The following is a 12,516-nucleotide window of genomic DNA, read 5'->3' as shown; positions in this document are numbered from 1 at the left end:
CCCCTTACGGCAGATATCGAATGGCGATTCCGTCATATCCCATGGCTGATCCTTTTTTGCTAAAGGGAAAGACCTTGTAGTCGTTGCCGTCGACATAGTCCATGGGGTAGGCCGAGCCCGGCGCCAGGTATTTCGTGTTGCAGTAATAGGCGTGCGGGATGGTCCCGATCGGGCTGAAAATGTTGTCGGCATTCGGATCGCGCTGCGCCAGGAGATAGAACGGCAGGTTCACGGACAGGGCGTTAAAGACGTTGCTGGTGTACCCTACCGTGTTGGCCTTGGATTGCAATAGATCGTAACTGGGCAAGGCGTAGGGCGTCAACGCCCCATTCGTTTCTTTCAGCAGTCCGATGACCCGCTTGCCGGTATTGCCGTGCTGCACGGTTGTTTGGGTCTCGCAGTTGCAGAGCCACCCCTTGGCGAAGGCGTCGATGTCGCCGCGGACGAACAAGGTTGAATAGACCGCCTGGCTGAAGATTCTCGTTTGGGAAGTCTCTAAGCTATCGGGCATAAAGTACCCCGGCTTGGAGGCTCCGGCAAACTCGCCGCCGTCCCAACTCCCGATCTTGTTGAGGTTCCCAAACACCATCATCTGATAGGTGTTCTGCGTGGGGTCGGTGTTGATTGGACCAGAGGTCGCCACCACAAAAACCGCATCCGGCTCGGACAAGCTGAAAAGGTGATATTCAATATCGCCGGTTTTCGCAAGCTGTATCGCCGCCCCGATCGGCCGGTCCATCATATCCGCCGCGGCGCCCGGCTGCGAATGCCAATCCCGGGTCGAATCGAACCCGGTGGAGGGATTGATGCCGATCCCGTAGTTGGCGGCTTCCGTGGTTGACGATACGTTCGGGAAAACGGGTTTCCCCACAGCCGCTTTGAAATTGACGTAGTTCGTCCCCTTCCGGACATGAAGCCGCCGGCCGGTGTCGTCGCCCTCGAACAAATTGACGGTCCAACCGTTGGCGATTAAAAATTGCCGGAGTTTGTCGAGCAGATCGACCGATGAAGTCGCTGTACCATTGATATATGCCATCTCTGATTCCTCCTTAGGATAGGCGCAACGCCCAAAAATCGCCGGCGCCGGTTCGCCAGACGTTCGGGACGGCAAGATAGGTGTCGGCCCCGATGGTCAATACATCTTCCGGCGCCAGACCTCTTCCAGTAACCCAGTAGCAGCCGTCAAGCTGGCCGAGACAGTTATTGTCCGTCTTCTCCACCAGCATAAAGGGGAACAAATGATAGGTCCCGTCCATGGCTTGCAGCATGCTTTCACATTTCCCGCAAATGCCGGGCCATACCACATACCCGGAATTCGATCGCAGAACATCTCCGCTATAGCTGGTTCCGGAGTAACCGCCGGAATAGTTTTGGAAAACGGCCCATTTCCCGTCGATTCGCCGAATCCGCAAAGTGCTGTTGAAATTTACCGCGGATGTTCCGCATCCGGGATCGCAAAAATGGCGGTGATCGGTGTACCGTTGGGTGTATCGATAATCGTTGGCGGATCCGCCTGAGGTTGCATACTGCCCCACTAGACTCCCGCCCACGGCCAGCGGGTACGGATATTGGCCGTCCAGTCCATAGGGTTGGATGAAGCCCAGATATCCCGCTTCATACTGGGTTCCGATTTTGGCAATGACAATGATCCGCCGGCCGCTTGCGACCAGCCAATACTTGATCTGCGAGTCTTTCACCAGCGGTATCTGGGGCTGAAAGTCCTCAGGGATACCTCCGGGCTGATCCATAAACGCCAGCTTCGGATCGTATCCGACGAAACCGTTCAATAGCAGGTTATAATACTCCGGGTTCGGGGAGCTCTCAAAAATCCGCGCCCCGACAAAAATTTGGTCCTGGCCGGATTCGCCAGGACCTTTTAGAATCAATTCTGCTGCAGTGTCTCGCACAACCTCCCACTTTTCGGCGCCCATAATCTCCTCGTCCGAAACGTAATCCCGAATCCGATCGAGTAGCGCCCGATGGCTGTTGACTGTTCCCGTCTCATAGGGCATTAGAAAATCACCTTCCTTATGCTGTCCCGCTTATCCGAGAGAATATTGAGAAACTTCCGTTTCCCGGTGCTCGATTCCAGATAGCGGTCGAAAACTCCGTAATCCACCAGATTGACCATCTCCAAGTTGATGATGTTCTTCGGGTCGAAATTGGCGGTAAGCGTCCGGTCACCGACCAGCCCGCCGGTGGCGAACCGGGGGATGGATGTCCGGGGGATGCTCATCCGGTTGATGGCGTCCATCAGCCGGGGGCCGTAGTGTTTAACCGCCGCCGCCCGCATCACCCATTCGCCGTTGGAGAGTTTGGCGAGGATGGAATCGGAGGTGCCGGTTCCCGACCCCGATACCTGGCCGCCCCCGGCGAACCCGAACAAACCGCTCAGCCATCCGCCTCCGCCGGATCCCCCGAACAGGTTGCCAAACAGCCCGCCATCCCCATCGCCCGATCCGAAGAGGCCTTTGGTGATCTTGCTCGTCAGTTCCTGGGCGGCCATCTTCCGAAGTTCGTTGATGACGGTTGAACCGAGTTTCTTGAAGGCGTCGCCCAGGCTCTTGCAGTCGTCGATCCCTCCGGCCAGTAAATCGGTAAGGCTGTCTTGGAATGTCGATTTAAACCTCGCTTCAATCGGCGCCAATTGGCCGTCGATGGCTTGCAGTCGCAGTTGCAACTGGTCCAGTTGGTTCTGGTCCTCGTCGGTTACGACGTTTTTACTTAAATCCTGAATCCGATCCCGGAGCTGCTCGGCATATGCCTTATCATCCCAGTATTTGGCGTATTCGGCCTCCAGTTCCGACATCTGGCCCTGATCCGCCTGGAGATCAATCCATTGCTGGGATAGTTGCCGCTCGTTCTCCAACTGTTGCAGCTGGCGCATGGTGTCTTCGAACTGAAGCTTGGCTTCCTCAACGCCTTTCAGTTTGATAACGATATCTACTTCTTTTTCTTTACCATTCTTTTTTAATTCTGCGATCAGCTTTTCATATTCTTCAGCCACGGCCTCAAGCCGTTCTTTCAACCCCTGGCCGGTCGCTTCCGCCAATTGCAGCTGGGCGTTTTTCACCGCTTCATCCAGATCGGCGATGTCTCGCTCGTAATTCCGCTTGAAGACCTTGGGTAACCCGTCGATTTGAGCGTCGATAACTTGGATATCGCCTTTAAGGGCTTCAATCTTTTGCCGGATCTTCTCCTTGTCTACCTCGCCCGGGGTCTGATCCAGTTGTTTCTGCGCAGCCTCAAGCTCGTGCTGCCGCAAGCTTTTTTCGGTACGTAGGCTTTTGGTCTCAATCGCCAGCCGCTCATCCCAATATTTCTTAATGGAGATCTTTTGATGTTCCAGCGCGTCATCGAGTTCCTGGGACTGCTGGTTGAGTTGTTCTTCTTGGGTTCTGGCGGCCGCTTCGAGCTTGGTTTGTTCGGTTTCAAACTGCGCCTCCGCTAACGCATCGCTTAATTCCTTGAGTTCCCGGTCGCGTCTGCGGGTGAATTCTTCAACAATTCCTTTTTGCTTAACTTTGTTGAGGTTGATATTGCCTTGAATGTCGTTGATGTCTTTTTGGGCGTTTTCCTTATCAACCGCATTTGTAGCCCTGGCCTTCCGATTCTTGGCGTCTTCAAGCTGCTGCTTTAACAGCTTTTCCTTATTCTTCAAACCCTGAGTCTCAAGCTTAATCCGGTTATCCCAATACTCCTTTATTTTAATTTCATCGTTTTGAAAAGAATCTTCCAAGGCTTTTTCTTTTTGGGCCAGGAGTTCGTTCTGAACTTTCAGCTCGGCCTCCAGGGCGGCGGCGCGGGTATTCTCCTTCGCTTCGGCGAGTCTCCGGGCCTCGTCGCTCTGCCCGCTCGATGAAGTTCTTCTAGGTTTAGGAGGCGGATTTTCCTTGGGTTCTTTGGGTTCTTTCTTTTCCTTCGGACGGGGTTTCGGATTCGCCGGCTTGCTGCTCAATTTGGATTCGATAAAATCCATGATCTTATCGCCGAAGAGCAATCCGGCAGCGGATAAAAGCAACAGAATAATGTTGGACTTGCCCAAATTAAGAAAAGCCATCCGTAACGCCATGACTGCGGTCTCCAGGTTTTTAACTCCCCGGATGGCGCTCATTACGCCCGTCAGCATGGTTTGGAAGACTTCGATTCGCGTGATGGCTATCATGGCGGCCTTCAAAGAACCATAAGCCTTAATCAGTCCGCCGATCCAGGATGTAACTTGCTTCACGATGATGAAAGTTCCAAGCGCGACTACCAGGTTGTCCGTATGACCGGTCGCCGCTTTTAAGACGTCGGCCACCACCCGGAGAATCGCGATAAACGCCGGAGCTATCGCGTTTGCGATGTTTACCATGATGTCAGCCACTTTTACAAGTGAAGGAAGGATCTGAAGGAACGACTCCCCCAATGATTTTAGAGCGCCGGATGATGCGGAACTTAGCGTTGCCATTAACCGTTTGACATCGGCAACAAAAATGTCCCATTGGGCTTTGATGTCCCGCAATTCGTCAAAAATTTCCGCGGGTATCATGTCTCGAAAGGCTCTTGCGATGTCTCCGTCTTTGATGGCACTGAGGATTTGACTGGATGCGTCCCGCATGCTTTTCACCCAACTATTGGCGAGCTCGAAGACGGGTTTCCCGATCTCCCGGGTGATCAAAGCGACATTGTCTTTAATCGTGGAGATCATCCCGTTGAAGTTGTCGCTTTGCTTTTTCATCATGTCCGGGAACCGTTCGTTCATCCCCTCGATGAGCGCTTGGATCGCCTTGTCGGCATCGACAGATTCGTTGCCGATATTCCCGACCTGCTCCGCGGTCAACCCCAATTTTTCCTGCAGGATATCGGCGGCGGGAATGCCCGCCTCCATCATCTGCAGCAGTTCCTCGCCCTGGACCCGGCCCTTGGATTTAATCTGGGCAATAGCGGTCGAAACCCGGTCGAGCTTTTCGGCGCTTCCCCCGAGTCCGGCCACGGCGTTTCCAATGCCGGTGAGGGTGGGAATCACCTGATCGGCCGCAAAGCCCACCGCCAGCATCTTTTGCGACATGTCGGTCAGGGGTTGCGTTTCAAAATTGGTTTCGCTGGCGAATTTATCGATTTTTTCGATGAAAACTTCTGCGGCTTCGGCACTGCCCAACATCTGGGTGAAGGCGGTCATCGCATCCTGGGTCCTGGCGTTGAAAGTAATCATCGGTTCAACGACGCTACCAATAGCTCTGCCGATAGTCTCGACAACGGAAACTACCCCATTGGCGATATTGATAAAACTGGACAAATTTAACGCCAATACATTGATTCCGCCGGCTGCGAGCCGGGAGGACGAGTTGACCTTTGAAAGGCCATCCGATAGCTTCCCGGCGGAGTTCCCGGCCGAGTCCAATTGATTAACTTTTAGGCCCAGGTTTTTCAATGACGAAATTGTCGAGTTGACAACCTTCAGCAAATTCTCGTTTTCCGCGGTGATCTGTATTGAAATGGTCTCGGCCAATTAGCTTCCTCCTTCCAGCAGGGCATGAATCACTTTGTCAATGCTCTTTTTATCGCCCCATACGCCCGTATTGACGGCGGTAATGAACTCGGCCAGCTTCCGCTCCCGGTTGGACGCGACGGCCTCCAGGTAAGCAAAGACTTCCGAGATTGTGTATTCGGGGAGCGCCTGCTTGTCATGTCCGTTGGCGATCAGCTCTTGGAAGGCTTCGGCCCACGTGACGCGTCTTGTTCCCCCTTGGCTTTGACGAGCCTGTTTAGGACTTCCATCAGGCGCTTCGCGAAAAAATCCTGGTTCGCCAGGATGACCATGCCGGCCAGCTCGATCCCCTCGGCAAGGTCGAGTTCGTCGAACCATTCCGCCGTTTTACCGACCGCCAGGGCGATGATCTCCTTAAACGTCTCTCCGCCTTCTTCGCAGATCGTGGCGATGACCTCGAACGTTTCCGGGCTAATCTTAAATTTCACCCCGACATTGCCGTGCTCGTCTTTCGTCTCGGTCGCGCCAAAGGTGACCTTTTGCCAGTCGATCCCCATGAAGACGTTTGCCATACGCGCCATGGCCGGGATCAGTTTCGGCAAGGCGCCGGCTTTAAAAGGGCGGAGAGTGATGTTCTCTCCGCCCAACGAAAGTTCATAGGATGCCGGGAAAAGAACCGAAAGTTCTTGTACCGGGTCTTTCTCTGCCATTGTTTTTACCTCCGATTAGTTCTTTTTGATCAGGTAGTAGTACGGATCATCCGGATGGTTCTTCCGGTCGTTCTCAATGTTGACGGTCAGCCCGAAACTGGCGAAATCCTCGCTAATCAGTCCGATCTCGCCATCCGGGGAAATGGTGACCCGCCAAAACTCGGCGTCATAGGCCGGACCCTGAGTGGGATCGCCGACAAAGCGCAGATAACCCCGGATCTTCGGAGCCTTGCCGCCGCTCACCTTGATGGCTTGATAAGCTTCAAGGTCAAAGGTGACCGTTAGCGCCGTATCATCCTCAATGCCGCCGTCGGGCAGGATTTGGATTCTCCCGGTAGCCGGATCGACGGAATAGTCCACGTCAAGCACGTAACTTTCCGGATCGGTCCCGACTGCTTCCTTGACGACCACATTCTTGACCCGGCGGTAGCCCAGTGGGAACCAGCCGCCTTTGACGGCTTTGGCAATCTGAGCGGTTTTGCCGGTGGCCGCCGCCTGGGTGACGATCGCGGTTTCGCCCAAAAGTCCCAGCGCCAGGTTCAGGGGATCCGCCTCGTGCAAGGTGATTTTTAGTGTCGGCTTGGTGGATTTGTTGGCCGAGGCATAAAGCCCCTTGTCGGCCGACATGGACGAATAGTGCTCGACGGTCTCCACTTCGGTGGAGAGATTGACCACCGAGGCGTCCCCCAGAGACCGCTCATAGGTCGGGTTCCCGGCCGAATCGAACCGGTTGAAAAATAGCTCTCCCGCGCCGAGAAGCAGGTTGTCGCTGCTCGGCGTGTTAATCAGTTGGCTGCTCAATCTTCATTCCTCCTTATACTTTCCATTCGATTTGAAGCATGGTTCGGCTGCCGTATTCCGGCATAAACATTCCGTTGTCGCTGACGGTTTTCTGCCCGGCGATGGTGATCGCCAAGGGAAGGTCGTTCTCCTTCCACCAAGCAAGCAGTGCTTTCTTTCGCCGCTCCTGGAGATCGTAGAGTTTGGCGTAACCCGCGGCCGGGTCCGGGTCGTGGTTTTGCACGTATTCGTCGACGTATAGGACGCATTTTCCGCCGATCCGCCCGTGCAGTTGGCTTTCCGACTCGTCCCAAGAGAGAAAAATAGCGGGATAGGCTTTCACGTCGGCGCCGATTCCCGCTTCGATTGCGACTCCCTCCAGCGTTTTCCGGAAGAAGTCCCGCATATTCGCAATGATTGGCCACCACATTGGTTTCACGCCCTCGCTAAAGGAATTGAAATGCAACTCTGGGGTTTGGACCGGAAACCGATAAAATCCTCAACCACCAATTCGTTCTCCAGCTTCTCAACCTCCGCCAAATACGCCTTGTACTTGCGCTCGTAGGCGTCGCCGCCCCCGTCCATTTGCATTTGCCGCGGCTGTTGGCCGAAGTATGATTTAGCGCGGATCATGCAGGCATAGGCAATGGCGTAGCGGCGCAGCTTCACGGACACCGGGGTAACGATGCGGGTCAGGCTGATGCCCTTGGAAGCGGCGAGATAGGAAATTTGTTCGTTGGCCTCGTCGATGTCGGATTGTTTCATGATGCTTTTCAGCAGCGAATCTTCGATTTGCTCCAGGGTGATATATGTCAAAGTCCCGCCTCCTTTTCGGCTTGCCGAATTTTCGAGAGGAATACCATCTGCCGCAGTTGCTTGGTGGATTCCACGGCGTTCGCCAGGAACGGATCGGGGCGTTGGCCGAAATGCCTGGCGGATTTGGCAAAGACAAACCGGCCATTCGTCCCCACCCAGCGCAGCCGCTTTTTGTTGACCGGCCGGATCACCCAGGGTTCATGCCCGGCGTACACCCCGGTGCCGTCATGGACGAACCGGGCGTGTTTGGCGCGGGCGCCGCCGGCCCGGACCTCGCCCACTAGAGGGTGTTCGCTGACGACGCCGCCTTGAATGGAACTCTCCAGGGCTCCCGAACGGGAGATGAAATTATGTTTGGCTCGGGCCACCGTCGCCGCATCCCGGGTGGCGATCTTCATGGCCAGAACCATTTGCCGCCGGGTCGCCTTGGGCATCTTCTCGAAGGCCTTAACCAACCGAACCAGGTCATTATCGCTCAACTGTATCACGCTGCCACCCCCACCAGTACGATGGAGAGGCTTTCGCCTCTCCATAATGAAACGACAATTAAGCCACCTTTAGGATGCGCACGCTGTCGATGGCTTCGAAGCTCGGCAGGACAATGGTGGATACGATCGTCATGACATTGACCGGATGGGGTTCCACGTAGGAGGTGATGGCCGTCCCGGTATTGACGATGGAAACTTTGGCCTGGGAAGCGCCGGTCATGAGGTCGGCCTCTTCCGGTGTGGTGCCAAACCATGTATTGCCCAGGTTGCCGTCCGGGATCAGCGTGAATACGTTGTCGGGAAAGAACTGTTCCGAAGTGCCGCCGACTTTAAGTAGGAATTTCTTGTTGTATACCACGACCGTCAATCCGAGCTTGTCCAGGAAATATTGCTTGAGAAGGGAATCGGTCATGATGATGTTGGTCCCGCCGATGGGATTCATGTCCTTTTTAATCTTCTCGTTACGCAGTAAGTATCCCCAGGTCTTCCGGGTGCAAATGGCCCGGGTGGGACGGTTGCCGGTCTCATCCTCCACGGAATCCATGATATCCAGGATGTTGGTGATCGGATCGGAATTGACCGTATCGGACCATTTTTCGGCTTCCGAAAGCGTGATTTTCTGGGATGCCTTCATTTTGTAGTCGTAATTGTATGGCATTCCCTTCTCGGTAATTTTAATCGTACCCTGGGAAAGAAGCTGCATCCGCATCCGCTCGGCCTGGACGGGAGCGCCGTCGACCAGGTTTTTCACGTCGTCGAAAATCCTGGCGATCAGCGGTTTCAGGATATCTTGATTCGAACTCTCAAGGAGCTTCAAAATCTCTTGCCGCAACTGCTCGCCGATTCGCATGGACTCCCGGAAGAACGGCATCTCCGTCTCAATCCGGGAAACTCCGATGCGGTCCCGCACTGAAGCTTTCGTATCGAACGCGGCCGGGGCCAGCGCGACCGGCAGACCCTGGCTGCCCTTGATCCAGGCCAAGTTCAGGCCCAACTTCTTCTGCGCGGGAAACAGCAGTTCCCCCAGATAGGGAATTCGATTGGACGCGGTCTCGGTATAGTACGCGCCGATTTCTGCGGCATTGACCAAATCAAAAATTGTTTTCGGCATTCATGAATCATCCTTTCGTTTGTTCGTCTTCCTTACTTCACAAAAACAATGCGGCCTTGCAACGCCGTAATCGCTTCGGCGGACGGCGCTTCCGGCAGCGTTCCGGTGGCGGGGAAACCGTGAATGATCATCGCGGCTCCGCAGGGGCCATAGGTTACGTCGGCGTCGTTCAATAGAACTCCCTCGGCGCCGGCGTCATTTTTATGCGCCACTTTGATGGCGTCGGGATCGTCCAGAACCTTGCCGCCAACCCCGCCGACGATCGTCCCGGCCGGGACGATCTTCTTGCCGTCTTCGTTTAGGGCAATGTCCGTGTCGTCCACTGTGACGGGAACCGCCACATAGTGGTCGGGGAACCGCAGAATGTTCTTGGTCCCCGCATAATCGGTCTGTACGAATTTCATGTCTCTTTACGCTCCTTTTCCGAAGTATGTTTCTTGTGCTTTTTGCATGGCCGGGGTCTGCTCAACGCTGGCTCCTTTCGCCAGTTCTTTGCCGAAGCTCCCGGCTTGAGCTCCTTTCCCGCCCCCGTTCGCAGATCCGCCGCCGGGAATCTGGTTGTTAATCAGAAACTCGGGATTGGCTTCCAGCCAGCTTTTGACGCCGTCTGCCACTGAGCTTTCCTCGCCGTCTTCTTTAAGAAAAACCAGCGAATCGTCGTCGGTGACCTTGACCCGATCGGCGAGGACTTTGATCAGCTGCTCCGGCTTAATGGCTTTCCCCTCGGTCAAGGCTCCGAGCAGCGCCCGGGTTCTCTCGCTGTTCTGGCGTTTGGCCGTCTCTTCGCTGGCCTTTTTCTCGGCCGCGGCCTGGGCTTCCACCGCTTTTTTGAGTTCCCGTTGCAGCTTGGACATGTCCTTTTGCAGTTGGGCGATCTCCGGCGGCGTGGCTCCCCCGGCTTTGGCCTGTTCGAGTTGTTTCGACTTCCACTCTTCCAAGGCGGCATCCAGGTCTTCAGTCTCCAGATCGATGTCGATGTGCTCTTGGAATTTGGCAAGGCGCTCGTTGGCGGCCTGGAGTTTGGCCTCGGCGTCCTTTTGAGCCTTGGACGCCGTCTTATATTGGTTGGTCTTTTGAACGATCTCCGCATCTTTAGCGGCAATGGCGGCTTTCAGCGCATCCACAAACTTTTGACCCTCCGGCAGTTGGCCGAGGGCTTGTAACAGTTCCTCCAGTGTCAAATGCTTCATCCTCCTTTAAATTTAGGCATGAAAAAAGCGCCTTTCGGCGCCGGGGTTATTGAGGACGGTTGCCCATCCTGATCACCTTCTTTCATGAAAATATCTATGAAAACCGCTGTATCTTAATCAACGGTTAACTTTTTTGAACCCCATTTCTTCTTTGATGAATGGTTCTTTGATAGCAATGGCCACTATGTGCGAACGGCGGCAAAAAAGTTTGCCTTCCGTATCTGTAAACTCTTCCAATTCATTGCCGCACTCGCCATGAAGGCACTTCTGCAGCCGCTCCGCTTCTTTGTCATCCATGGTTCCTTCAATATAGCCGCCGCTTTTCAACCAGATACCATAATCTTTCATATCTCTGACTCCTCTCGAATAATGCAAATCAGGGAGGCCGGGGTGAATATATGACCGGCCTTCGTGGCAGAGGTGGACCACTGCAATTTGGACATAAAAAAACCGGCGAAGCGGTTGAGGGGAAAATAAAAGAGCCCAATCAAGCGGTTTTCTTCTTACCTCTTTGTTCTAAAAACTTATTTACAAAATATACCTGCCCTTTTCCGGTAATTTTAGGCGTTCGGGTGATTCTAGAGCTTCCATCTGGATTGTTGATAGTAACCTTTTTGATCTCCATTAATTCCAATTCCATTGAATATTGAGTTGGAAGGTTATAGTTCTCTCCGGCTTTACAAAGATATCCTTCTTCACGAAGCCATTCGAAAAGTCGGTTCTGACCAATCTCAATGCCGTTTTGCTTGAGAATCTTTGCAAGCTCTCCAACTAGGACGGAGCTTTTACTGGTTGTAACCGCATCGGCGAAAAGAACCTTGGGTTTTTGATCTTCGATTTTTTCTTCAAGCTCGATCCGCTTTTGGCGTTCCTGCTTTAAATCAGTCGCCAATCGAATGATGGTATCCGGATTAAGTAAAACCTCTTCAATCTTTGCCGGGGTAAGGTAAGCGCCATGTTTTCGGATGGATGGGATTACCGTGTGAGTAACCCACCGTTTAAATTCTTTGGCTTCGGGTTTGTTAGAAGCCATAATTAATTGATATAATCCGGGTTCGTTAACTCCATTTACTTCAATTATCTTACTTGCGTTTTGGGGGTGGGTTACTTTTATTAACCCCCTCTCATCATCTTCTAATCTGTCCATTGCTCGTGAAACTTGTTCCAACCCTAAAATCTCACAAACATCCTTCGCCACGAACCACGGTTCGCCGTCCTTAACCACCGTTCGAATTTGATTGGACTCATAATTGAAAATTTGCAGATTATCCATTCACGCACACCTCCGATAGTGTTTCCCCAATTTTTGTAACCTCTATGGGCGAAAAATGTATGTCTCCTTCATAATAAAAGTAAGTAAAATCAATCCGCTTGGGCTCTTTTGGGGCGGCGACTTCTTGAGGTTGATTTTCAGCACATGCTGCGTTTGCCAACATAGTCGGAACCTCCTTCGTTAGCCTGAGCAAGTTTCTGTTCCAACTTTTCCTTTATTACAGACAATTCCCTAAGCCGAAGAGAGGTTAGTAAAATCAAGGAATCTACCTTTTCAATCGAATCGATATTTTCCAAAATAAAAAATCCCCTTTCTTTTGCCCGAAAGAGGACGACATACAATGACATACAATCACATATTTGAACATACAAATCAAATATGCTATAATAGTCACGAAGCATCCCTTCGGGGGTTGTCTCAAGAAGAAGTCGGGGGTCTGCCAGGACATTTACCGGCTTCTTCTATTTTTTTTGCTTCTTTAAATACTCTTCGATTAGCAATTCTAAGATGTCGTTAACATTTAGTCCCTGCTTGATAGCTTCGATTTTTAGTTTGTCAATTAATTCCTTCTCCAAGGTAGTAGTAAAACTTACACGCAATCAATCACCCCTTTACATGTTTATCTGTTTATTATTATACAATTGTAAACTTATGTTGTCAAGGGGCGTTCATTTCCTT

Annotated in this window: 15 protein-coding genes; all 15 read right to left on the bottom strand. The window is 52.8% G+C overall.

Annotated features, from left to right (window positions below):
• Nucleotides 1–4: 4 nt before the first annotated feature.
• Nucleotides 5–1,036, bottom strand: a complete 1,032-nt coding sequence (locus EDC14_RS05365) for a hypothetical protein (protein WP_132013233.1) — start codon at nucleotides 1,034–1,036, stop codon at nucleotides 5–7.
• Between the two features lie 13 nt (nucleotides 1,037–1,049).
• Nucleotides 1,050–2,012 carry a hypothetical protein gene (locus tag EDC14_RS05360; RefSeq protein ID WP_132013232.1) on the bottom strand — a complete coding sequence of 321 codons (963 nt, stop codon included), beginning with the start codon at nucleotides 2,010–2,012 and terminating at the stop codon, nucleotides 1,050–1,052.
• On the bottom strand, nucleotides 2,012–5,491 hold the full coding sequence (locus tag EDC14_RS05355) for a tape measure protein (protein WP_132013231.1): 3,480 nt from the start codon (nucleotides 5,489–5,491) through the stop codon (nucleotides 2,012–2,014). Before EDC14_RS05355 ends, EDC14_RS05360 begins: the two co-directional genes overlap by 1 nt.
• A gap of 191 nt (nucleotides 5,492–5,682) precedes the next feature.
• Nucleotides 5,683–6,180: a hypothetical protein gene (locus EDC14_RS05350; protein ID WP_132013230.1), complete on the bottom strand. Its 498-nt coding sequence runs from the start codon at nucleotides 6,178–6,180 to the stop codon at nucleotides 5,683–5,685.
• Between the two features lie 15 nt (nucleotides 6,181–6,195).
• On the bottom strand, nucleotides 6,196–6,981 hold the full coding sequence (locus tag EDC14_RS05345; RefSeq protein WP_132013229.1) for a phage tail tube protein: 786 nt from the start codon (nucleotides 6,979–6,981) through the stop codon (nucleotides 6,196–6,198).
• Nucleotides 6,982–6,994: 13 nt separating this feature from the next.
• Nucleotides 6,995–7,390 (bottom strand): hypothetical protein, encoded by a 396-nt coding sequence (locus tag EDC14_RS05340; protein WP_132013228.1) that lies wholly within the window; start codon nucleotides 7,388–7,390, stop codon nucleotides 6,995–6,997.
• Nucleotides 7,391–7,395: 5 nt separating this feature from the next.
• Nucleotides 7,396–7,776: a hypothetical protein gene (locus tag EDC14_RS05335; RefSeq protein ID WP_132013227.1), complete on the bottom strand. Its 381-nt coding sequence runs from the start codon at nucleotides 7,774–7,776 to the stop codon at nucleotides 7,396–7,398.
• A complete protein-coding gene (locus EDC14_RS05330; protein WP_207930708.1) occupies nucleotides 7,773–8,264 on the bottom strand; it encodes an HK97 gp10 family phage protein in 492 nt (163 codons plus the stop codon). The genes EDC14_RS05335 and EDC14_RS05330 overlap by 4 nt, the downstream gene beginning before the upstream one ends.
• A 58-nt stretch (nucleotides 8,265–8,322) precedes the next feature.
• A complete protein-coding gene (locus tag EDC14_RS05325; protein WP_132013226.1) occupies nucleotides 8,323–9,375 on the bottom strand; it encodes a major capsid protein in 1,053 nt (350 codons plus the stop codon).
• 32 nt (nucleotides 9,376–9,407) lie between these two features.
• Nucleotides 9,408–9,779 carry a hypothetical protein gene (locus EDC14_RS05320; protein WP_132013225.1) on the bottom strand — a complete coding sequence of 124 codons (372 nt, stop codon included), beginning with the start codon at nucleotides 9,777–9,779 and terminating at the stop codon, nucleotides 9,408–9,410.
• A gap of 6 nt (nucleotides 9,780–9,785) precedes the next feature.
• On the bottom strand, nucleotides 9,786–10,565 hold the full coding sequence (locus EDC14_RS05315) for a hypothetical protein (protein WP_132013224.1): 780 nt from the start codon (nucleotides 10,563–10,565) through the stop codon (nucleotides 9,786–9,788).
• A gap of 117 nt (nucleotides 10,566–10,682) precedes the next feature.
• Entirely contained in the window at nucleotides 10,683–10,913 is a 231-nt protein-coding gene (locus EDC14_RS05310; protein ID WP_132013223.1) for a hypothetical protein, read from the bottom strand.
• 139 nt (nucleotides 10,914–11,052) lie between these two features.
• Nucleotides 11,053–11,838 (bottom strand): phage antirepressor, encoded by a 786-nt coding sequence (locus EDC14_RS05305; RefSeq protein ID WP_132013222.1) that lies wholly within the window; start codon nucleotides 11,836–11,838, stop codon nucleotides 11,053–11,055.
• Nucleotides 11,831–12,001 carry a hypothetical protein gene (locus tag EDC14_RS26640; protein WP_165907805.1) on the bottom strand — a complete coding sequence of 57 codons (171 nt, stop codon included), beginning with the start codon at nucleotides 11,999–12,001 and terminating at the stop codon, nucleotides 11,831–11,833. Before EDC14_RS26640 ends, EDC14_RS05305 begins: the two co-directional genes overlap by 8 nt.
• A gap of 298 nt (nucleotides 12,002–12,299) precedes the next feature.
• Complete coding sequence (locus EDC14_RS05300; RefSeq protein ID WP_243662822.1) at nucleotides 12,300–12,413, bottom strand: hypothetical protein; 114 nt, start codon at nucleotides 12,411–12,413, stop codon at nucleotides 12,300–12,302.
• Between the last annotated feature and the right edge of the window lie 103 nt (nucleotides 12,414–12,516).

The organism is Hydrogenispora ethanolica, assembly GCF_004340685.1.
Taxonomy (GTDB): Bacteria; Bacillota; UBA4882; order UBA8346; family UBA8346; genus Hydrogenispora; species Hydrogenispora ethanolica.
The sequence above is the reverse complement of the archived record's forward strand: the minus strand, read 5'-3'. Positions and strand labels throughout refer to the sequence as shown.